This is a genomic window from Porticoccus hydrocarbonoclasticus MCTG13d, from assembly GCF_000744735.1.
Taxonomy (GTDB): domain Bacteria; phylum Pseudomonadota; class Gammaproteobacteria; order Pseudomonadales; family Porticoccaceae; genus Porticoccus; species Porticoccus hydrocarbonoclasticus.
Window position 1 is genome coordinate 1,141,305 of the sequence record NZ_JQMM01000001.1, and the last position, 22,503, is coordinate 1,163,807.

The window sequence follows — 22,503 nt, forward strand, 5'->3', positions numbered from 1 at the left end:
GCTCGATCAGGAGAATGGTAGTAAAAGAATAAAAAAGGCCAGCCTGTTCCGGCTGGCCTTTTTTGATGTAACACATGGCTAGTGCACGACGGTCATACTCAGTGTTGGTGGCCCTCAGGCCCATGCACATGGCCGTGGGCTAGTTCTTCTTCGGTGGCTTCCCGGACGGTCTGGATATTCACATCAAAGGTCAGATCCTTGCCTGCCAAGGGGTGGTTACCGTCAACCGTCACGGTTTCATCGGTGAAATCCCTGACCACGACCGAGACCTTGCCCGATTCAGTTTGTGCCTCGAAACGCATCCCGGTCTGCATGTCTTCGACTCCCTGGAATGCCTTGCGGGGAACTTCCTGTACCAGGTGATCCTGGTATTCGCCATAAGCGTCGGCAGCGGGAACGGTGACTTTCATGGTATCGCCTTCGGTTTTACCTTCCATCGCCTTCTCGAGACCGGGAATGATATTTTTATGGCCGTGCACGTAAGCCAGGGGTGCTGTATCGGTGGACGAATCAAGCTGAACGCCGTTCTCGTCAGTGAGGATGTAGTGAAAAAGCACGACGGCGTTCTCTGAAATATTCATGAGGATTCCTTTTGATGGGAATGAATTTTTGGATGAGGGACACATTATGGGTGAACAGGTTTGCTTTGCCAAGAAACGGCAGTGTGATGACAGTTTCGACTTTTTTCGACCGGATGACAGGTATCTGGTCATGAGACTAGCTGTCGACCTGTCCGGCAACCCTGTTTTTTGATAAGAGCCGTTTTGCGGCAGCCTTTGTCTGTTGGGGCGCAGGGGGGAAGTAACCGCTCTCAGGGCCGACTCATTGAGGCGGCTTTTGTGACGAAATACTATCTGTAGTGTTAGATCTGGAAACAGCCACTAGATATTGTATACTCACCGACAGACAAGGATTATCGCTGGTCACCTGGATGGTATGCCCCAACTGCCATTCTGCCAGCAAAATCAGGGGAATTTCTTCGTAGTGCCCCGCACGAAAAGACGGTTAAAAAGCCGCTCACAGCCACATTTGTAACAAGGAAACAGCATTCTCATGTCAATAGAAGCGCTTAAAACTGCAGATGAGCCCCACGCCATCGAAATCAGACTCCAGACTGCCTCCCAGGATATTTGGGATAAGAAATATCGCCTCAAGGACAAGAGTGGCAATCCGGTAGATGCGACGATTGATGCCACCTACAGTCGAGTCGCCAAAGCGCTGTCCGAGGTGGAGGAGCCGGGTAAGCAGGAGCACTGGTACGAACGCTTTCTGTGGGCGTTGCGCAATGGTGCGATACCCGCTGGCCGGATTATTTCCAATGCGGGCGCGCTGGCCCATAAACCTGCAACTTCCACAATTAACTGTACGGTCTCCGGTACCGTGCAGGATTCCATGCAGGGCATTCTGGAGAAAAATCTGGAGGCGGGTCTGACACTGAAAGCCGGTTGTGGTATCGGTTATGAATTCTCCACATTGCGTCCCAGGGGAGCCTATGTGTCAGGTGCGGGTGCCTACACCTCCGGGCCACTGTCCTTTATGGATATCTTTGACAAAATGTGTTTCACCGTGTCCTCTGCCGGTGGTCGTCGCGGTGCACAAATGGCCACCTTCGATGTAAGCCACCCGGATGTGGTGGATTTCATTCGTGCCAAGCGGGAGGATGGCCGTTTGCGGCAGTTCAACCTGTCATTGCTGATCACCGAAGAATTTATGGAGGCGGTCAAAAGTGATGGCGACTGGTCCCTGAGCTTCCCGGTGTCCCATAAAGAGGTTGAGCAGGGCACGGTCGATCTCGCCGATGATACTTTGCTGTGGAAGGAGTTTCCCACCACAGAAGGTTACATCGTCAATGAGGAAGGGTTGGTGGCCTGTCGCATTTATCGCACGGTCAAGGCCCGGCATATGTGGAACGTGATTATGAGTTCCACATACGATTATGCGGAGCCCGGCTTTATCCTTATCGACAAGGTGAATCGACAGAACAATAACTGGTACTGTGAAAATATCCGGGCGACCAATCCCTGTGGCGAGCAGCCTCTGCCCCCCTATGGCAGCTGCCTGCTGGGGTCGATCAACCTGACCCGGTTTGTCCTGGATCCGTTCACTGACAAAGCCCGCTTCGACTGGGAGAATTACCGTGAAGTGGTCTCCGTATTTACCCGGATGCTCGATAATGTGGTGGAAATCAATGGGCTGCCATTGGAAGGGCAGCGCAATGAAATTGTTCGCAAGCGTCGCCACGGCATGGGCTTCCTCGGTCTCGGTTCCACCATGACCATGCTGCGGGTGCCCTATGGCAGTGAAGCTTCTCTGGCGCTGACTGAGCAGGTCTCCCGCGAGATGGCAATGGCGGGCTGGCGTACCGGTCTCGAGCTGGCCAAGGAAAAAGGTCCGGCTCCGATTATGGATGAAGAGTTTGAGGTGACCGCTGAGATGCTGCGCCTGCGCCCCGATATGGTGCAGGATGGCATTGTCATCGGCGACAAGCTCAAGGGTAAGGTATTGCAGGCCCGTTACAGTCGCTATATGCAGAAAGTGGCGGAGGTTGACCCCGGCCTGGTGGAAGAAATTGCCACAGTCGGTTGCCGTTTTACTCACCACTCATCCATTGCGCCCACCGGGACTATTTCACTGTCATTGGCCAATAATGCCAGCAACGGTATCGAGCCCAGCTTTGCTCACCACTACTCCCGCAATGTGATTCGCGAGGGTAAAAAATCCAAGGAAAAAGTGGATGTCTTTTCCTACGAGTTACTGGCCTACCGGGAATTGATCAACGCCAACGCCCTGCCTTTCAGCGACAAGGAGGGAGAGAAACTGCCCGATTATTTTATCTCCAGCGAAGATGTCAAACCCCGTCAGCATGTGGATGTGCAGGCGGCCGCCCAGAAGTGGGTGGACTCCTCCATTTCCAAAACCATCAACGTGCCCACGGATTGTGACTTTGAGGATTTCAAGGATATCTATCTGTACGCCTACGAAAACGGCCTCAAAGGCTGTACCACGTTCCGCTTTAATCCCGAAGCTTTCCAGGGCGTGCTGGTAAAAGAGAAAGATCTGGAAAACACCACTTACCGCTTTACGCTGGAGGATGGTTCCACGGTGGAGTTGAAGGGCAATGAGGAAGTGGAGTACGACGGTGAAACCCACAGTGCCGCCAACCTCTTCGATGCCTTGAAAGAAGGCTATTACGGCAAATTCTGATCGGAAGCATAGACATGAGTGTAAAAATTGATAAAAAAATCGTTGACTACAAGGTGGTGACACCTTCCAACGATGAGGTCATTCCCGAAGCAAAGACTGCGGCTGCAGAACTGGAGCGGGCTATTGTGCAGATGCACGAAAACCTCAGTCGACCCGAAGAGCTGCACGGGAGTACCTACAAGGTAAAGACACCGCTGTCTGACCATGCGCTCTATATCACCATCAATGACATCATCTTGAATCAGGGCACTGATCATGAGCAGCGCCGTCCCTTCGAGATTTTCATCAACTCAAAAAATATGGATCAGTTCCAGTGGGTGGTGGCACTGACCCGGGTAATTTCTGCAGTATTTCGCAAGGGGGGGGACTGCACTTTTCTGGCCGAGGAGTTGAAAGCGGTATTTGATCCACAGGGCGGCTACTTCAAGCGCGGTGGAAAATTCATGCCATCACTGGTGGCTGAGATAGGCGAAGCGATTGAGTCCCATCTGACCAAAATCGGCATGATGCAGGCGCCCAATCTGGGAGAGCATCAGATGGCGATTCTGGCAGAGAAGCGTGCCGAATACGACGCGGCCAGTAGTTACACTGCCCCCGAAGGGAAGCAGAGCAATCCCTTTCCCGAAAGTGCCCAGCTCTGTCATAAGTGTATGACCAAAGCGGTCATCCTGATGGATGGTTGTATGACCTGTCTGAATTGCGGTGATTCAAAATGTGGTTAGCCAGTATTATTGATGATTGAAAGTGCCGAAACGGGAACGGCCATTGCCGGGGTTATCCCCGGCTTTTTTTGCCCAGCGCTTTACCGGGGGGCTCTGGACAGGCCGGTGACAGCGGAACAAACCATGCTGACAACCTGTTCAGCGCTCGCGTCCGCACAGTGAATGGTGGCATCTGCGTATTCGCGATAGAGTGTGTCCCGCTCCGTGTAAAGTGCAGCAAAGCTTTGCTCAGGGCGGCGTGCAATGCCCCGCATTTCATAGTCGTGGATGCGCTGGCGCAGTGTCTGCAGGGGTGTTTCAAGATAGACAATGATACCGTTCTGTTGCAGGTGTGACATGCCTGCCTTGCTATAGACGGCGCTGCCCCCGGTGGCGACCACCAGATTGTGCCCATCAATTGTCTGTAACGCTGAGGCCTCGCAGTCTCTCAGGTACAGATAGCCTTTCTCGTCCATCAGTTGTTGCAGTGTTTTGCCCTCACGAATCTGCAGTAAAATATCGGTATCGACAAAGTTTTTGCCCAGTTTCTTGGCCAGAAGCAGACCGACAGTGCTTTTTCCGGCCCCGGGCATCCCGATCAAAACGATATTGTTTTTCATGGTGGTATTCCTTATCTAGGCAGCCTGGTGCGGCCTGGTTTAAAGCGAGGCTTTGACGAAATCCATCAGCCGGGTGATCGCCTCACCGGATTCACTGCTTTGTTCAATCAGACTGATGCCCACTTTGCCCAGTCTGGGCAGTTTTTCTGTGGGCTTCAGAACCCGGAGGTTCTCCGGCACCGTGCTCCTCGCCAATACTGTAACCCCCAGCCCCTCGTTGATAGCAGACTGGATGCCAGTTAAATCGGGAATCGTGTAAACCACACGCCAGTCGCGATGATTTTCCCGAAGTCGCTCAATGCCACGTTTGCGATAAATACAACCTTCTGGTGCCACAATTAACGGCAGTGGTATTTGTAGGTGGGCATCGTGGTCGGTGCCGGTGACCCAGACCAGTTCGTCCTCCTTGACCAAGTTGTGGCCGGCCATCACCGGATCGTCGTGCAGGGCCAGAATCAGGTCGTAGCGGCGACGCTCCGGTTCGGAGAGCAACTGTTTGCTGAGTGCGCAGGTGACCTCCAGCGTGACATTCGGGTAGGCCTGGGTAAAGCGTCCGACAATTTTTGGTAACAGTGTGGTGGCGAACTCACTGGGGATGCCGAAGTGAATCTTGCCACTCACGGAATGCTTGGTGAACTGGGCGACCGCCTCGTCATTCAGTGTCAGTATCTGTCGTGCGTAGCGAAACATCAGCTGGCCGGCCCGGCTTAATTCCAGCTGGTGTCCGCTGCGGACCAGCAGGGTCTGCCCCAGTAACTGCTCCAGCCGCTTAATCTGAAGGCTGACAGCGGGCTGGGAGCGCCCGAGCCAGTCTGCCGCAGCAGTAAAGCCACCCAGTTCTGTAACGGTGACAAAGGTGCGGAGCAGGTCTGTTGGCAGGTTTTTCATCGCGCCTACATTAACAAATGAAATGAAACAATTTTAACTATTAATTTTACCAATTTTTTGCAGGCCGATAACATGGCTTTTTTGAAACGCTCCATTTACCGGTGGAATCTATGACGACTGAACAAAGCCCAGACTTGAAAGCGACACCGCTTAAAACCCTGCACCAGGAATTGGGTGCGCGGATGGTACCCTTTGCCGGTTATGACATGCCGGTTCAGTACCCGGCGGGCATTATGGCTGAACATCTCCATACCCGCGCCCAGGCCGGCCTTTTTGATGTCTCCCATATGGGGCAGGTGGTGATCAGCGGCGCCGGCGTGGCCGCTGCACTGGAAAAGCTGGTGCCTGTAGACCTGGAGCAACTGGCTATCAACCGGCAAACCTATGCGCTATTTACCAATGCGCAGGGCGGTATCCTCGATGACCTGATGATCGCCCGCTGGGCGGAGGATTGTTTCTTTCTGGTGGTGAATGCCGCCTGTAAGGAACAGGATCTCGCCTATCTGGAAGGCGCCCTGTCCGGTTTTGAGATTGAATATCTGGAAGACCGTGCACTATTGGCCCTGCAGGGACCGGCTGCCGTCGATGTGATGGCAAAGCTGGCTCCGGAAGTGTGTGGCCTGGTGTTTATGAGTGGTTGCCGGGCCACCCTCGCCGGGGCCGATTGCTTTGTTACCCGTTCCGGTTATACCGGCGAGGACGGTTTTGAAATTTCTGTCCCTGCGGACGCTGCGGACGCACTGGCCAGAATGCTGCTGTCGTTTGAAGAGGTCGAGCCAGTCGGGTTGGGTGCCCGCGATTCGCTGCGGCTGGAGGCCGGACTGTGCCTCTATGGTCATGACCTGGATACCACGACCACGCCGGTACAGGCTGGACTGCTATGGAGTATCAGCAAGTCCCGTCGTCCGGATGGTCAAAAGGCGGGCGGGTTCCCCGGTGCCGAGGTGATTTTTAACGAAATACAGCAGGGGGCCTCCCGGCGCCGAGTAGGTTTACAGATCGATGGCCGCGCCCCGGTGCGGGAAGGGGCTGTGCTAGTTGACGAGGCGGGGGAACAGGTCGGCGTGGTCACCAGTGGTGGCTTCGGGCCGACCCTGGAGGCGCCGCTGGCGATGGGGTATGTTTCATCGGATTTTGCAGCTGCAGGTACCCCGTTGCGCGCACTGGTCCGAGATAAACCCCGCCCGGTCAGCGTGACAAAAATGCCGTTTGTTCCCCAGCGGTACTATCGTGGCCAGTAAGCGTGGCCAGTAAGCGTGGCCAGTAAGCGTGGCCAGTAGCGCAGTCAGTCACGTGGAACGAGCCGCAGGCTGGCGGCGCAAGCAGTAGCACCGAATATCGGGATGCTCGTCAATACGCTGAAGACATCCCATTCAACTTGCCTATCAACGTCCGAACAGAGAAAGAATCCCATGAAGTCATTGGCAGAGCTTGCTAGCAATAATGAATTTATCCGTCGACACATTGGCCCTTCCGGCGAAGATCAGCAGGCCATGCTGAAAGCCCTCGGTTATACCGATATGGCCTCCTTCATCGCGGCGGTGATACCGGAAAAAATTCGCTCTACAGAGTCGCTGGCACTCGCTGACGCCTGCACGGAACAACAGGCCCTGACTGAGCTGCGCGCCATTGCTGACGAAAACCGGGTTTTCCGGTCATTTATTGGCCAGGGTTACTACGGTTGTCTCACCCCCAATGTGATTTTGCGCAATGTGCTGGAAAATCCCGCCTGGTATACCGCCTATACCCCCTACCAGCCGGAAATTTCCCAGGGACGTCTGGAAGCCATGCTGAACTTCCAGACGCTGATTACGGATCTGACGGGTATGGATCTGGCGAGCGCTTCGCTGCTGGACGAAGGAACGGCCGCCGCCGAGGCGATGACCCTGTGTCAGCGCATGGCCAAATCGAAAAGTCGGGTGTTTTTCGTGGATCGCCAGTGTCTGCCGCAGACGATTGAAGTGGTGCGCACGCGCGCTGAACCCCTGGATATCGATGTGGTGATTGGCAATCCTCAGGAGATTGCCAACCAGGAATGTTTTGGTGTGCTACTGCAATATCCCGGTGCTGATGGCAGTGTTGAGGATTTTTCCGGTGTGATTGAAACCGCCCACCAAAACAGGGCGCTGGTGGTGATGGCGGCAGATATCCTCAGCTTGATGCTGTTGCAAAGCCCGGCCCAGTTGGGTGCTGATGTGGCGATTGGTTCCACCCAGCGTTTCGGTGTGCCGCTCGGCTTTGGTGGTCCCCATGCCGCGTACATGGCCACCCGTGACACCTTCAAACGCTCTCTGCCGGGCCGTTTGGTTGGTGTGTCAGTGGACAGTCGCGGCAAGCCCGCTTTCCGGCTGGCACTGCAAACCCGCGAGCAGCATATTCGACGCGAGAAAGCCACCAGCAACATTTGTACGGCCCAGGTACTGTTGGCCGTGATGGCCAGTATGTATGCGGTTTACCATGGCCCGGAGGGGTTGCGGCGCATCGCGGAACGGGTTCATTGCCTGACATCGATTCTGGCAGCCGGCCTGACCCGATTGAATTTCACCATCACCAATCACAGCTTTTTCGACACGCTCACGATTGCCAGTGGGTCACAGACCGCCGACATTCATCGCAAAGCGCTGGCGCAGGGAATCAACCTGCGGGTAATCGATCAGCAACAGCTGGGTATCTCCCTGGACGAGACCACCACGGCGGCTGATGTGGAAACCCTCTGGCAGTTGTTTGATGCCCACAGTGAGCTCACAGTGGTTGAGCTGGAAGCTACCGCAGACAGCGGCTTGCCGCAGGGGTTGCTGCGAACGGGGCCGGTTCTCACCCAGCTGGTTTTCAACCGCTACCACTCGGAAACGGAAATGCTCCGTTATCTACGCAAGCTGGCCGACAGGGATATTGCGCTCGACCGGGCGATGATTCCATTGGGCTCCTGTACCATGAAATTGAATGCCACCGCCGAGATGATTCCGGTCAGCTGGCCGGAATTTGCCGGGATTCACCCTTTTGCGCCGGCGGATCAGACCGTTGGTTATCGTAAAATGATTGGCGAAGTGGAGGCCATGCTCTGTGCCGCCACCGGCTATGATGCCGTGTCACTTCAGCCCAATGCCGGTTCACAGGGCGAGTACGCCGGCTTGCTGGCGATTCGCGCCTATCACCATAGCCGGGGCGACAGTCATCGCAATATCTGTCTGATTCCCAGCTCCGCCCACGGTACCAATCCGGCCTCTGCACAGATGTGTGGTATGCGCGTGGTAGTGGTGGGTTGTGACGAACGGGGCAATGTGGATCTCGACGAGTTGCGTGATAAAGCCGCCCAATACAGCAATCAGCTGGCGGCTATTATGGTGACGTACCCCTCGACCCACGGGGTGTTCGAGGAGGGAATCACCGATATCTGCGGGATTGTTCACCAGCATGGCGGGCAGGTATATATCGACGGCGCCAACCTCAACGCCATGGTCGGGCTGTGTCAGCCCGGTCAGTTCGGGGGGGATGTCTCACACCTAAATCTGCATAAAACTTTCTGCATTCCCCACGGCGGTGGTGGACCCGGTGTGGGCCCGGTGGCGGTCAAGCAACACCTCGCGGCATTTCTACCGGGCCATGATGCTTTTGAGCATCGTCCGGAAGTGGGTGCTGTGTCCTCTGCGCCATGGGGGAGTGCCAGTATCCTGCCGATTACCTGGATGTATATCAAAATGATGGGAGCTGCGGGTTTGAAGCAGGCCACGGAGGTGGCGATCCTCAATGCCAACTATGTGGCCGGGCGCCTGCAAGACGGTTACCCGATCCTCTATACCGGCAGCAATGGTAGGGTAGCTCACGAATGTATTATCGACTTAAGGGGTATCAAGGAGACCTCCGGGATTACGGTTGATGATGTCGCCAAGCGGTTGATTGACTACGGCTTTCATGCGCCGACCATGTCCTTCCCGGTGCCGGGCACCCTGATGATTGAGCCAACAGAGAGTGAATCCAGGGAAGAGCTGGACCGGCTTTGTGATGCACTGTTGCAGATTCGCGAGGAGATCGCCGCAGTGGAGCGGGGCGAATACCCGGTAGATGACAACCCGCTGTGCGGTGCGCCTCATACGGCGGATGAACTGGTTGTAGACCGGTGGGTCAAAAGTTACTCTCGTGAACAGGCGGCCTATCCGCTGGCCGTTCTCAGGGAAAGTAAATACTGGTCGCCGGTAGGCAGAATTGATAATGTCTACGGGGACCGGAATCTGGTTTGTGCCTGCCTGCCCGTATCGGAGTACATTTAATTGCAAAAAACCAGCTCGCAGAAAAAGAAAAAAGCGATGTCAAAGAGCGCCGGGTGGATACTGCTCACTCTGGTGATGATGCCCTGCTTTGCCAGTGCCATCGATTTGAAGTTGTCGATAGTTGCACCGGATGCGTTGGCGGTGGAAGATGCTGTTGTGGAATTGTTGCCTCTGAATGCTGATGCGGCAGTATCCAGTAGCGGTCAGAAGGAAATGAGTCAACAGGATCGCACGTTTATTCCTTTTGTGCTGACGGTGCCCAAGGGGACGCGCGTGAATTTCCCCAATCTTGATCGCACCCGCCACCACGTCTATTCGTTTTCTGAACCGAAACCCTTTGAATTGAAGCTGTATGTGGGAACACCTCAGGAGCCGGTATTGTTCGACAAGCCCGGAATAGTCGCGCTGGGTTGTAATATTCACGATTATATGCAGGCTTTTATTTACGTTTCCGACAGCTCCCATGCCAGGGTAACGGACTCGGAAGGTCAGGCCTCGTTCACTGGTCTGCCTGCAGGCAACTACCGCCTCAGAGTCTGGCATCCCTGGCAAAACGGTGAATTGCTCGAAACGGCGTTGACATTGCCTGCAGAAAACCGTCTCCTCAAGTATCAGATAGATATTGATCGCCAGCAAAAACCCTCGGCACCTCCGGCCGGTTTTGGCGGGCTCTAGACAAAGGTTGGCAAGCAAATGCTCAACAGTTACCGAATCCGGTTGGTAGTTGCATTTGTGCTGGTGCTGATGCTGGTGCAGCTGGCCACCGCAGTGTTTGTATTGGATGCCGCTCACCGGCAGCAAATGTTGCAGCAGCAGAGAACGCTGGATGTCGGTATCAATGTCTTTCGTGAGGTGCTCGCCAATCGTTCTCTGCAACTGAACAACTCCCTGTCAGTGCTCAGCGCCGATTTTGGTTTCAAACGTGCGATTGCCACGGGAGAAAGCGACACCATTTTGTCCGTACTGGAGAATCATGGCAGCCGTATTGGTGCAGATGCGGCGATACTGCTGTCTCCCGACGGCAAGCTGATCAGTTCCAGTATTGCCGGTTTGGACAAAGCCGATATCGACGCTCTATCGGAATTGACTGACAGCATGAATGATGGCGGTGCGGCCAGAATTCTCAGCTTTGACAATGCCAGTTATCAATTTGTGATGCAGCCCGTTAAAGCGCCAACCCTGATCGCATGGGTAGGCATGGGCTTTGTGATGGATAGACAGGTGGCGCAGCAGGCCAAGGCCATTACCGGTGTCGAAGTCAGCTTTATCAACAAGGACAGCGATGGCCGATTTGCGCTCCAGTCCACCCTTGATGCAACCTCTCAATCCGCTCTTCTCTCGCAGTTAAATAGACTACCTGAGTTATCGCGGGAAGCGGCCGAAGGTTTTCCGGCCCATTATCTGTCTTATGCCCTAGAGCTGGATGGCAAGTCTGCCGACCAGTGGGTGGTATTGCATCTTTCAAACCTGAAGTGGGAACAAAATTACGAACACTTGCGTAACAGCATGCTGTCGATTTTCGCCGGCACACTGGCACTGTCATTGCTGGTCGCGGCCTGGTTGTCCGGCAGTCTAACCCGCCCGGTCCATACCCTGGTGGAATTTGCCCGCTTGATTGGCCAGGGTCAAAATCCCCCGCCAATTAAAGGTGCTCCTGCGGAACTCGCCGTGTTGGCAGATACCCTGACAGTGATGCGCGATAACATCGAGGCTCGTGAGCGGGACCTGATCTATCAATCCACCCATGACAGCCTGACCGGGCTTGCCAACCGCTTTGCCGCCAAGCGCACTCTCCAGGATGCCGGTGACAGCCTGTCCGGTACGCTGGTGTTACTGGATCTCAAACACTTCCGACATATCAATGACATGATCGGTTTTGCCAACGCAGACTCCCTGCTGGTGATGTTTGCGCGGCGACTGGAGACAATAACACCGGTCCCGGATTTCCTAGCGAGACTGGATGGCGATGCCTTCCTGTTACTGTATAACAATGGCATAACTGAAACAGTTCTCTCCGACGCCATTGATCAACTGGAGGCACCCTTCAGTATTCAGGATTCCAATATTTCGATAAAAATCCGCGCCGGTATGTTATCCCTGACGGAACATGGGGGTAAGGTCGGTGTTTTGTTGCGGCGCATTGAAATTGCCCTGATGCAGGCCTGTTTGAGCGATACCCGAATTGTCGCTTATCGCACCGGAGAGGATGAAAAATACCAGCGTGAACTGACTATTATCAATCAGTTGGAGCGCGGGCTGGAGCAGGGGCAGTTTCATCTGGTTTTCCAGCCGAAAGTCGACATTCAGAACAACCTCTGTAGTGGCGCGGAAGCACTCATTCGCTGGGATCACCCCGAGCTTGGCCCGATTCGCCCCGATGAGTTTATTATGCTGGCAGAGCATACGGGCAATATTGATCTGATCAGCCAATGGGTTTTGCGCCAGGCTATGGACCAGCTGGTGCTCTGGGAGGACGAGGGATTGGTAGGATTAAAGCTGGCGGTGAACCTGTCTGCTCATGATCTGGTCAATGAGTCCTTGCCGGGCCAGATTGCTGAGATGTTAGAGGCGAGAGAGTTGGCACCCGACCTGCTGGCTATTGAGGTCACCGAGGGTGCGGTGATGAAAGATCCGATGACCGCGGTGAGTGTGCTGCAGAAATTCCGGGATCTCGGTTTATCCATTGCCATCGATGATTTTGGTACCGGACATTCCTCGCTGGCCTATCTGAAAATGTTGCCGGTGAATGAAGTCAAGATAGACCGCAGTTTTATCAAGGACATGCTGACCAACACCCATGATGCGATGATTGTTGAAACCAGTATCGCCCTGACCCACAGCCTGGGCTTCAGTGTGACGGCGGAAGGGGTGGAAGAGCGACAGACCATTGACGTTCTCCGGCAACAGGGGTGTGATTTGGTGCAGGGTTATGTGTACTCTAGGCCACTGGCAGCCAGAGATTTTTACCACTGGTATGTAGAATTCAATCAACAGGGTGGCGTGTCCTCGCTAACTTAAAATAATGATAAATAGCATCGTTGGTCCCTTCATCCGAGCCATTTTCTTTCCCTTGTTCCTGACCGTGGCCTGTGGTTTAGCTCACGCGGACAGTCGCATAGTGGCAACCGGAGGCGCATCGAACATAGAGGGCAGCGCCGGCGGTGGCGTCGTGCCATGGGCGGTTATCAACGGTTATGGCAGCAGTGACGAATGGGCGGTTACCGGGATGGCCACCGGTGTATTTGTGGATGACTTTACGCTCAAGGTGATCGGCGCATCCGTAAGTTATGACAATCGGGTAGAGCTATCTTTTGCCCGCCAGCGCCTCAAACTGGACAGCCTCGGTGGGGATCTTCAACAGGATATTATCGGCCTTAAATACAAGGTTGCCGGAGAGTTGCTTTACACCACCATGCCTCAGATCAGCGTGGGGGTTCAGTACAAGGATGTCGATGACTTCTCATTGCCCTCCGCGGTAGGCGCCAGAGACGACAGCGGTGTTGATTACTACGTCGCCGCTACCAAGGTCTTTTTTGATGCACTTTGGGGGCGCAACGTGCTGGTCAACGGCACAGTGCGTGCTACCAAGGCCAACCAGAGTGGGTTGCTGGGATTCGGTAGCGAGCGCAACAATCGGTATCGCTATATGAAGGAAGCCTCCGTCGCGGTGCTGTTAACCGATAATCTGGCCGTGGGCATGGATTATCGCGAGAAACCCGATGAGCTCGATTTTGCCGGTGAAGACGACTGGCAGGATTTTTTTGTCGGCTGGTTTGTTAATAAAAATCTCTCTGTCGTGCTGGCCTATGCCGATCTTGGCAGCATTGCGGGATTTGACGATCAAAAGGGCTGGTACCTGTCCATTGAGGGAGCTCTATGACCTGCGTTTTGAGAAGACGGGTGTGGTCACTTGTTTCGGTCATCCTTTTATTATCACTGCTCAGTGCCTGTAGCAGTCAGCCCGCTACCGTTTATGAGGGACTGGGGGGTGAGCCCGGCCTGGCAGCCGTCGTGGATAACCTGCTGGAGCGGATGGCAAAGGACGAACAAATTGTCAGGTACTTCCAGGATACCGATATCGCATTGTTCCGTGAGGGTTTGACCGAGCATCTCTGTGATGTGGCTGATGGCCCCTGCGAGTACGGTGGTGACGACATGAAGGCTACCCACAGAGGGCTGAATATCACACAGGCCGATTTTGATCGTTTGGTGCAATTGTTGATCTACGCGATGCAGGAGGAGGGTATACCCATTGCGGTCCGCAATGATTTGCTCAAGCGTTTGGCGCCGATGTACGGGGACGTGGTTTACCAGTGACGCCTGAAGGTTCCGGATATACCGGGGTTTTTCGACCTCTGCCGTATTTTCGGGCATTAAAAGGAGGTTGCTCTCGTCAATCAGATGGCACATGCTGTGAAAAGAGTCCTAGGCGGGGTCTAGAGTCGTACTCCAGGCTTTGTTGGACAGATTGCAAAGGCTGGTGAGGGTGGCCCCAAATTAAACAAACAGGTTGCCCGGGAGGACAGCTGTCTATGCAAAAGGTTTACTCCAGGAAATAACGACCCATGCGTCGATTCAGAATTACCCACAACACCTACTATAACTTTTCCGGATCGGTGATCCTCGGTACACACTACTTGCGATTGCGGCCCAGAGAAGGGCACACACTGCATATCGAATCCTCCACCCTGACGATTACCCCTCAGCCCACCCTGCGCTGGCGACACGATGTCGAGGGAAATTCGGTGGCGATAGCCAGTTTCAGCCAACCGACCAGTCAACTGTCGATTCTCAGTGACATCATTATTCAACAATACAATGAGGATCCGCTGGATTTTGTGGTGGAGCAACAGGCGGTGGATTACCCGTTTTTGTACGAAGAGGATGACCGGGTATTGTTGCAGCCGTATATGACTGACCCGCCCATCGAGTCAGACAAGTGGCTGACTGACTGGATTGGCGCTATCTGGCAACCGGGAGAAGCCATTCAAACCTATACCCTGATGCAGCGAATTTGCTCTCATATTTATCAGACCTTCGCATACCGGATACGGGAGGAGCCGGGGGTGCAATCCGCCGAGCAAACCATCGCCCTTAAAGCCGGTTCCTGCCGTGATTTTGCACAATTGTTCATGTCAGCAGCCCGTCATCTTGGGCTCGCAGCCCGTTTTGTCAGTGGTTACCTGCATGCCCCGCCGACCATCGATAATTTCGGCGCCACTCACGCCTGGGCGGAAATCTACGTACCGGGCGCTGGCTGGGTAGGATTTGATCCGACCATTGGTCAGCTGGTCGGCGCCGATCACATCGCAGTTGCTGTGGCCCGGCTGCCAGAATCTGTACCACCTGTTTCCGGTACATTCTCCGGGGCGGCATCTTCTGTGCTGGATGTGGGTGTCTGGATCAACGAGTGCCATGACTGAGTCGGTGGCTATATACCAGGTGGTTAGGAAGTGATGAAAATACTCCGCACATTCACTTGTTTTATGTTTCTTCCCTTTATGCTGGCGGGGTGCCTCGGCACGCCTGATGGCGTGAAGCCGGTCAGCAATTTTGACGCCGATGCGTATCTCGGCACCTGGTACGAAATTGCACGGTTGGATCACTCGTTTGAGCGAGGCTTAAGCCGGGTGACCGCAGAATACAGCCGGCGTGAGGATGGTGGTATACGCGTGATCAACCAGGGTTTTTCCGAGCAGAAGGCAGAGTGGAAATCTGCCGAAGGGCGTGCCTATTTCATCGAAAATGACAATATCGGTCACCTCAAGGTTTCCTTTTTTGGCCCCTTTTTTAGCTCCTATGTGGTATTCGGGCTGGATCATGAAAACTATCAATACGCTTTTGTGTCGGGTTTCAACCATTCCTATTTATGGTTGCTGGCCCGTACGCCTACGGTGGATGAAAAGCTAATTCAGCGGTTTGAAGAACGAGCTGGAGAACTGGGTTTTGATACTGACCAGTTGATATATGTGTCCCAGCAACCCATGCCGGCATCGCGGTGAGTGGGCGGTTGATTGTGTAAGGCGGTTTTTCTGCCGGGGTGGGCGAAAAGCGACACGATTTCTAAATTTGCAGGGGCTGTTTCTCTGTCCCGATTGATGGGGTTGCAGGTCAAAAAGACTGTTATGAAGAACCAACTCGAATCTTATATCAGCCGGTTTTTCAGGCTCGAGTCGGCGGGCGGCATTGTGATGATGCTGGCTGCCATCGCTGCGCTGATCTGTGCCAACTCACCAGTGCGGGCCTACTATGGACTGCTGCTGGATACCCCGGTAGCGGTGATGATCGGCGAATTCGTGGTGGCCAAGCCACTGCTGATGTGGATCAACGACGGGTTAATGGCCGTGTTCTTTTTCCTTGTAGGGCTCGAACTAAAACGCGAGCTGATTGAGGGAGAGTTGTCTGAGAAGCGAAAAATCATTTTGCCCGGAGTGGGTGCTCTGGGCGGCATGCTGGTTCCGGCGATGATTTATCTGAGCTTCAATAGTGGTGACGGTCTTGCCAGTCAGGGGTGGGCCATTCCGGCCGCCACCGATATTGCCTTTGCGCTGGGTGTTCTATCGTTGTTGGGTTCCAGGGTGCCGGTCTCTCTTAAGATTTTCCTTACCTCTCTGGCAGTTTTTGATGATATCGGGGCAATTATCATTATCGCCATCTTTTACACATCGAATATTTCCCCTGCGGCTTTGCTGCTGGTCTGCAGCTGTTTGCCGGTACTGGCGCTATTGAATCGCTACAACGTCGAGTCCAAAAGTCTCTATATCGCAGTGGGTACGATTATGTGGCTTGCCATGCTGAAGTCCGGTGTCCACGCCACCCTGGCTGGGGTGATCATGGCCATGTTCATTCCCCTCCGCACCGACAATCCGGGTGTTTCTCCGCTTAAAATAATGGAGCATGACCTGCAGGCACTGGTGGCTTTCTTTGTGTTGCCGGTATTTGCGTTTGCCAACGCCGGCATCAGTTTTTCCGGTCTCGGTGCGGCGCAGTTTTTCCACCCGGTTCCGATGGGCATTGCTCTGGGGTTATTCATCGGCAAACAGGTCGGCGTGTTCGGCAGTTGCTGGATTGCTGTCAGGCTGGGTGCGGCCAAGCTGCCAAAGGACATGTCCTGGGGCGGTCTTTACGGCGTGGCGGCACTCTGTGGCATTGGTTTTACCATGAGTCTGTTTATCAGTTCTCTCGCTTTCGAGGGCACCGATATCAAACTGATTTTTGATGAGCGTCTGGGCATACTTGCCGGATCGATCATGTCCGGTGTCATTGGCTATCTGGTGTTGCGACGCTGTCTCGGTCGTGGCGGTGCAGCATCCTCCCCAGCCAATACTTCAAGTCGATAAACGCCGGTTTCTGGCGCCAGCTTTTCCGCCAGTTTTGGCAGCAATGGTTGCATCTTGTTGAACAGTGTCCAGGGGGGGTTGATAACAATCATGCCCGCCGATGTCATGCCCCGCTCTGTGGTATCGGATTGCAGGCCCAGCTCAAAAAGCTGCATTCGCCTGATTCCGGCGCCGATCAGCTGGCGCTCCAGGCGGTTGATTCGCTCCCGGTCTACCACCGGGTACCAGAGCGCATAAATGCCAGTGGCGAATTTATGGTAGGCCCTGATCAGTTGTTCCGTAACCCGTTGATAATCCGATTTGATTTCGTAGGAGGGATCAATCAGCACCAGTCCGCGTTTCGAGGGGGGCGGTAGCCGCCCCATCATTCCCTGTAGTCCGTCCTCTCCAAAAGTCCGCATTTGCGTGTCCCCGGCCATCAGTTTATGCAGTGCCGCATAATCTGTCGGATGAATTTCGAACAACCAGCCCCGGTCCCGATGGCGCAGGTAGTGTTTTGCAATAGCGGGTGAACCGGGGTAGCGGGAGAGCTTCTGTACTTTGCCGGTCGTCTTTCTGTCCGGATAGAGCAGGGAGAAATATTGCTCAAGTTCAGGAAAGTCATCTGCGTCCAGACGACCTATGCCGGTGGCATATTCCGATGTTTTATTGGCCTGTTCAGAATTGAGTTTATGCCAGCCAGCCCCGGCGTGACTGTCGATATAGTCAAAAGGTTTTTCCTTGAGGGTCAGATAGTCGAGCAGCTCAACCAGGATGATGTGTTTCAGCACATCGGCAAAATTTCCGGCATGATAGCCGTGTCGGTAGCTCAACATGGTTTTTCCGGGAGCGAATTACAAGTGTTGGTTGGCCAATAGGCTGCTGGCTGGCAGTACAGCTGGCCTGTTGGGTCAGTTCCCGGTTTCTTCAGCCAGAAAGTCCATCACGATTTTATTAAAGGTGGCGGGTTTTTCGGCGTGCAACCAGTGACCGCTATTATCCACCACCTTGAGCTGGGCGTGGGGAAATAATCGCAGGATTTCAGCCCTGTGTTTTTCCTGAATGTACGCGGAATTGGCTCCCTTGATGAACAGTGCTGGCCCCGCAAAGGGTGCTCCGGTGGGAGCCAGGGTCAGGGTTTCGTGATAGTTGGCGAGAATGCCATCCAGGTACAGCAGCAGATCAAAGCGTCCATCGCCAGCCCGGTGCAAATTTTTTAGCAGAAAAGCGCGAACTCCCGGATCACTGACGTGCCGGGCCAGTAGCTGATCGGCCTGCTGGCGACTGCCTGGTCTCGCTTCGGCCAGCGCGCTGAGCCCGGACAGCACCCCGCCGTGGCGGTCGGGTTGGTAAGTTACCGGTGCGATATCTGCAGCTATCAGACTGGCAACGCGGTCCGGCTGGTTCAGTGCCACTTGCATGGCCACTTTACCGCCCATTGAGTGGCCCAGCAAATGCGCTTCGGAGAGCGCCAGATCATCCAGCAGCTCCACAATATCTGCTGCCATGACGGGATAATTCATGGTCATGCTGTGGGGTGACTCGCCGTGGTTGCGCATATCGACGGCAATCACCTGATACCGATCCGCCAAAGCCCTGCCGACCCCCCCGAGGTTGCTCAGCGAACCGAACATTCCATGCATCAGTACTACCGGTTGCCCGCTGCCCTGACTGACATAGTTCAGTTTCATGATGCGGGGCTCCCGGTCATGCGCATCGGTCTGCAGGTGACTGCCGAGCCATATGGCGAGCCCGTATTAAGCATCGATACCACCCAGACAGAGGTACTTCAGCTCAAGGTAGTCATCGAGGCCGTAGCGGGATCCCTCCCGTCCCTGGCCGGAGTATTTGATGCCACCAAAAGGTGCCATTTCGTTTGAGACAAGACCTTCGTTAACTCCCACAATGCCGTATTCCAGCTGTTCTGCCACTCGCCAGATACGGCTAAGATCCCGGGAGTAGAAATAGGCGGCAAGACCAAATTCTGTATCATTGGCCAACTGAATCGCCTCGGCTTCGGTCTCGAACCTGAACAGTGGTGCGACCGGTCCGAAAATTTCTTCCGCGAACACTCGCATATCAGTCGTGGCGTTGCTCAATACCGTGGGTTGAATGAAACTTCCGGTTCCCCGGCTACCGCCGGTCAGTACTTTGGCACCTTTATGCGTGGCATCCTCGATCAGGTCATATACGTCATCAGCGGCTTGGCTGCTGATCAGCGGACCGATATCGACACCGTCTTTCGTGCCGCAGCCCATATTCAGCTGAGTCACAGCACGGGTAAATTTTTCTGCAAAACGATCGTAAATGCCTGCCTGAACCAGCAACCGGTTGGCACAGATACAGGTTTGTCCGGCATTGCGATACTTGGCGGCCAGGGCACCGGCCACGGCTGCATCCAGATCGGCATCTTCAAACACAATGAACGGGGCGTTGCCGCCCAGTTCCATGGAAGTGCGTTTGACAGTATCGGTACAGGCAGCCATTAACTGTTTGCCCACCGCCGTAGACCCGGTGAAGGTGAGTTTTCGAACCAGTGGGTTGCGGGTGAGTTCTGCGCCGATGGTTTTACTATTGCCTGCAGCGATATTTATCAGTCCTGCCGGAGCCCCGGCCCGTTCGGCCAGTGCCACCAGTGCCAGTGCCGATAACGGGGTTGCACTGGCGGGTTTGCATACCACGGCGCAGCCAGCCGCTATGGCCGGCGCAATTTTGCGAGCCAGCATGGCACAGGGGAAGTTCCATGGGGTAATACAGGCCACCACGCCGACAGGCTGCTTTAATACCATTAGCCGCTTGTCGCTGGCGGGTGCCGGAATCAGATCGCCGTAGAGGCGTTTCGCCTCTTCAGCAAACCACTCGAGATAGCTGGCGCCATAGAGAATTTCGCCGCGGGCCTCGCTGAGGGGTTTGCCCTGCTCGGCGGTAAGAATTCTGGCCAGATCTTCCTGGTGCTCAATGATCAGGTTGTACCAGTCGCGCAAAAGGGTCGCACGCTGTTTGGCTGTCGTCGCCGCCCAACCTGGCTGGACGCGGTTGGCGGCCTCGATCATCCGGCGGGTTTCCTCGGTGCCGCAGCTGGCCACCTCGGCCAGTGGGGAATCGTCGACGGGATTGGTCACAGTCAGGGTCTTGCCGTTGTCAGCAGACACCCAGTGCCCGTCGATATAGGCCTGGTATTTCAGCAGCGAAGCATCATTGAGTTGTAGTGTCATAGACGAAACCTGTTTGGATCAGCGGTGCCGGTGTGGTCTGAGTTGTAGTGCGCAGGGTGAATCGCTATGCTTTTTCCGGCAAATCATTGGACAGTGTAGACGTCTGCTCAGAGTACTGTGTAACGCCAGTGCTCGTAAAGAGAGAGGGCGGTACACTGTCACGGGTCAGCTGGTTTATTTGATCAGCGTTGAAGTGGAAGTAAGGCGATGAAAAAGTTGGCGGGAAAAGTGGCGCTGGTGACCGGTGCCGGTCGCGGCATAGGTCGTGAAATAGCAATGAAATTGGCCAGTGAGGGCGCCCGGCTGGTGATCAATGATCTGGATGCCGAACCGCTTGAAAAGTTGGTCAGTGACATTCAGGGGTTGGGCTCCGAAGTGGTGGTTTGTCCCGGCAGTGTCACTGCAGAAGATTTTGGTGTGCGGTTTGTGAAAGCAGCGGTGGATGCGTTTGATGACCTGGACATCATCATCAACAATGCCGGGTACACTTGGGATAATGTGATTCAGAAAATTGACGACGAGCAGTGGTATGCCATGCTGGATGTGCATATGACGGCCCCCTACCGTATCCTCAAGGCAGCCCAGCCCTTCATCAAAGCCTTTCATACGCTGGAGGTGGAGGGGGGCGAGCAGGTTCATCGCAAGATTGTCAATGTGTCTTCGATCTCCGGGCTGGGCGGCAATGCCGGGCAGCTGGCCTACTCGGCGGCCAAGGCGGGCGTGGTCGGTATGACCAAAACCCTGTGCAAGGAGTGGGGGCGCTACAATGTGAATGTCAATGCGGTGGCTTTCGGATTTATCGAGACCCGGCTCACCAGTCCCGCCAGCGAGAATCCGACCATTAACATAGCGGGTAAAGACATTCGGGTCGGTGTCAGTGAACAGATGACTTCGCTGCTCAAGTCGCTGGTTCCATTGGGTCGCACCGGTACTGCAAAAGAGGCCGCCGATGCGGTATACCTGCTCTGCATACCGGAATCCAATTACATCAGTGGTCAAACACTGGTGGTGGGTGGCGGGCTGGAAATTTAATCCGGTGGACTACCCCGGTGGTATTTACAGTAATTTCTCGGACTCAGGCCGGTCCACTGCTTGAAGGCGCGTGTGAAAGAGCGCGGTTCCTCAAAGCCGACCAGCTCCGATACCTCGTCCACAGACAATTGCTTATTCACCAGTTTGTCGATCGCCATTTCCCGGCGAATATTGTCCTTGATTTTCTGATAACTGGTGCCCTCCTGCAGCAGCCTTCGATAGAGGGTGAGCGGGCTTATGCGCAGCTGTTTGGCCAGGGCTTCTGCTTTCGGAAAAGAGGGGCGCCCGTGACTGTTTTTGAGGAAAATCCGTTCTATCTGTGCCTCAAGGCTGTTGTCTTCGCCCGGAATCGTCATGATATCGGCGGGGTGAACGGCAAGAAACGCATCCAGTTCTCGGCTGGTTCGAACCAGGGGCTTGTCCAGATATTGCGCATCGAAATAAAGGCTGTTGCTGGACTGCTCAAACAATAGCGTACCCGGAAACATCACACGCAGCTCGTTTTTGTGATCAGGTGCGGGGTGAATGAAATGCGTTGCCCTGAGACGGATGGCCTCGCCGATAAACCAACTCGGAAAACGGTGCCAGATCACCATCTGGAACTCGGTGATGAAATGCCCGACATCCAACTCTGGCTGTTGCAGGGCGACACTGAAACGCGCCGAGCTGTCCTGAATGTCCAGTGTCATGACCATCGCGTCGGTGATCAGATTATAAAATGCGACCACTTTTTCCAGCAGCTCCCCCAGAGTGCGGCAGTGCCTGACCAGATCGCAGGCGGTGGCAAAGATGCCATATTTGCAAGCTTGTGAGGTGAAGCCCATGAACTCGTCGTCAAGTGCCTGCTGCACCAGTCGAAACAGGCGGGCCACCTGGTCGGTGTGTACCCGGTCTCTTGAATTTTGCACACTGGCAGGGTTAATCCCGGCCCTTGCCAGCAATACCTGCTCATTTTGCTGGCGTTCAAGAATGCCGTGCAGGCAGGTCACAACATGGTGGTGCGAGATGGTGGCGATAAGGGCGGCCTGCTATGAAATGTGAGTTTATGTACTATTGTAGCTATGAAATGGTTTCAAAGCACAATTATCTGAAATAATCAGTGAGTTTTGGCGAATAAATTTGCCCTTGTTTCAACTGGGCTGCTCCGCCATAGTGCGCCCACATTGGAAATCCCGTTATTGCCTGCAGCTGATGGTGACCACAAGGGTAACGCCAACGCTATATACCCGCTATATTGAAAGTACAGATAACAGCAG

General features: G+C 54.5%; 19 protein-coding genes. 12 read left to right on the top strand and 7 right to left on the bottom strand.

The window, feature by feature from the left end:
* Positions 1–98: 98 nt before the first annotated feature.
* The gene (gene slyD, locus U740_RS05435; RefSeq protein ID WP_036859579.1) at positions 99–581 is read right to left on the bottom strand and encodes a peptidylprolyl isomerase; all 483 of its coding nucleotides are present in this window, start codon (positions 579–581) and stop codon (positions 99–101) included.
* Between the two features lie 472 nt (positions 582–1,053).
* Here slyD and U740_RS05440 point away from each other — a divergent pair, with 472 nt between their 5' ends.
* On the top strand, positions 1,054–3,204 hold the full coding sequence (locus tag U740_RS05440; RefSeq protein WP_036859580.1) for an adenosylcobalamin-dependent ribonucleoside-diphosphate reductase: 2,151 nt from the start codon (positions 1,054–1,056) through the stop codon (positions 3,202–3,204).
* Positions 3,205–3,218: 14 nt separating this feature from the next.
* The gene (locus tag U740_RS05445; protein ID WP_036859582.1) at positions 3,219–3,926 is read left to right on the top strand and encodes a TSCPD domain-containing protein; all 708 of its coding nucleotides are present in this window, start codon (positions 3,219–3,221) and stop codon (positions 3,924–3,926) included.
* Positions 3,927–4,006: 80 nt separating this feature from the next.
* On the opposite strand, the gene U740_RS05450 is transcribed toward U740_RS05445, so the two are convergent.
* Positions 4,007–4,525, bottom strand: a complete 519-nt coding sequence (locus tag U740_RS05450) for a shikimate kinase (protein ID WP_036859583.1) — start codon at positions 4,523–4,525, stop codon at positions 4,007–4,009.
* Positions 4,526–4,564: 39 nt separating this feature from the next.
* Positions 4,565–5,413 (bottom strand): LysR substrate-binding domain-containing protein, encoded by an 849-nt coding sequence (locus U740_RS05455; protein ID WP_036859584.1) that lies wholly within the window; start codon positions 5,411–5,413, stop codon positions 4,565–4,567.
* A gap of 110 nt (positions 5,414–5,523) precedes the next feature.
* Between U740_RS05455 and gcvT the strand changes: the two genes are divergently transcribed.
* The 9 genes from gcvT (at position 5,524) to nhaA (ending at position 17,021) form a co-directional block, all read left to right on the top strand.
* Positions 5,524–6,654 carry a glycine cleavage system aminomethyltransferase GcvT gene (gene gcvT / locus U740_RS05460; RefSeq protein WP_036859585.1) on the top strand — a complete coding sequence of 377 codons (1,131 nt, stop codon included), beginning with the start codon at positions 5,524–5,526 and terminating at the stop codon, positions 6,652–6,654.
* Positions 6,655–6,825: 171 nt separating this feature from the next.
* Positions 6,826–9,681, top strand: a complete 2,856-nt coding sequence (gene gcvP / locus U740_RS05465) for an aminomethyl-transferring glycine dehydrogenase (RefSeq protein WP_036859587.1) — start codon at positions 6,826–6,828, stop codon at positions 9,679–9,681.
* Positions 9,682–9,717: 36 nt separating this feature from the next.
* On the top strand, positions 9,718–10,356 hold the full coding sequence (locus U740_RS05470; RefSeq protein WP_036861364.1) for a hypothetical protein: 639 nt from the start codon (positions 9,718–9,720) through the stop codon (positions 10,354–10,356).
* A gap of 18 nt (positions 10,357–10,374) precedes the next feature.
* Positions 10,375–12,699: a putative bifunctional diguanylate cyclase/phosphodiesterase gene (locus U740_RS05475; RefSeq protein WP_036859589.1), complete on the top strand. Its 2,325-nt coding sequence runs from the start codon at positions 10,375–10,377 to the stop codon at positions 12,697–12,699.
* A 4-nt stretch (positions 12,700–12,703) separates the two neighbouring features.
* A complete protein-coding gene (locus U740_RS05480) occupies positions 12,704–13,561 on the top strand; it encodes a DUF3034 family protein (protein ID WP_036859590.1) in 858 nt (285 codons plus the stop codon).
* Positions 13,562–13,581: 20 nt separating this feature from the next.
* The gene (locus U740_RS05485) at positions 13,582–13,998 is read left to right on the top strand and encodes a group I truncated hemoglobin (protein WP_200877050.1); all 417 of its coding nucleotides are present in this window, start codon (positions 13,582–13,584) and stop codon (positions 13,996–13,998) included.
* A 248-nt stretch (positions 13,999–14,246) separates the two neighbouring features.
* Positions 14,247–15,104 (top strand): transglutaminase family protein, encoded by an 858-nt coding sequence (locus U740_RS05490; RefSeq protein WP_036859592.1) that lies wholly within the window; start codon positions 14,247–14,249, stop codon positions 15,102–15,104.
* A 33-nt stretch (positions 15,105–15,137) separates the two neighbouring features.
* Positions 15,138–15,683 (top strand): lipocalin family protein, encoded by a 546-nt coding sequence (locus tag U740_RS05495; RefSeq protein ID WP_051921226.1) that lies wholly within the window; start codon positions 15,138–15,140, stop codon positions 15,681–15,683.
* A gap of 123 nt (positions 15,684–15,806) precedes the next feature.
* A complete protein-coding gene (nhaA, locus tag U740_RS05500) occupies positions 15,807–17,021 on the top strand; it encodes a Na+/H+ antiporter NhaA (protein WP_036861369.1) in 1,215 nt (404 codons plus the stop codon).
* Here nhaA and U740_RS05505 read toward each other — a convergent pair.
* From U740_RS05505 to U740_RS05515, 3 genes are all read right to left on the bottom strand, one after another.
* The gene (locus U740_RS05505; RefSeq protein ID WP_051921227.1) at positions 16,949–17,836 is read right to left on the bottom strand and encodes a 23S rRNA (adenine(2030)-N(6))-methyltransferase RlmJ; all 888 of its coding nucleotides are present in this window, start codon (positions 17,834–17,836) and stop codon (positions 16,949–16,951) included. The genes nhaA and U740_RS05505 overlap by 73 nt on opposite strands.
* Positions 17,837–17,911: 75 nt before the next feature.
* Positions 17,912–18,691, bottom strand: coding sequence for an alpha/beta fold hydrolase (locus U740_RS05510; RefSeq protein ID WP_036859594.1), 780 nt, complete (start codon positions 18,689–18,691; stop codon positions 17,912–17,914).
* Positions 18,692–18,757: 66 nt separating this feature from the next.
* Positions 18,758–20,215 (bottom strand): NAD-dependent succinate-semialdehyde dehydrogenase, encoded by a 1,458-nt coding sequence (locus U740_RS05515; RefSeq protein ID WP_036859595.1) that lies wholly within the window; start codon positions 20,213–20,215, stop codon positions 18,758–18,760.
* A 207-nt stretch (positions 20,216–20,422) separates the two neighbouring features.
* Between U740_RS05515 and U740_RS05520 the strand changes: the two genes are divergently transcribed.
* Positions 20,423–21,247 carry an SDR family NAD(P)-dependent oxidoreductase gene (locus tag U740_RS05520; protein WP_036859596.1) on the top strand — a complete coding sequence of 275 codons (825 nt, stop codon included), beginning with the start codon at positions 20,423–20,425 and terminating at the stop codon, positions 21,245–21,247.
* Here U740_RS05520 and U740_RS05525 read toward each other — a convergent pair.
* The gene (locus tag U740_RS05525; protein ID WP_235189815.1) at positions 21,244–22,236 is read right to left on the bottom strand and encodes an AraC family transcriptional regulator; all 993 of its coding nucleotides are present in this window, start codon (positions 22,234–22,236) and stop codon (positions 21,244–21,246) included. The two genes, U740_RS05520 and U740_RS05525, sit on opposite strands and share 4 nt — an antisense overlap.
* Positions 22,237–22,503 lie beyond the last annotated feature (267 nt).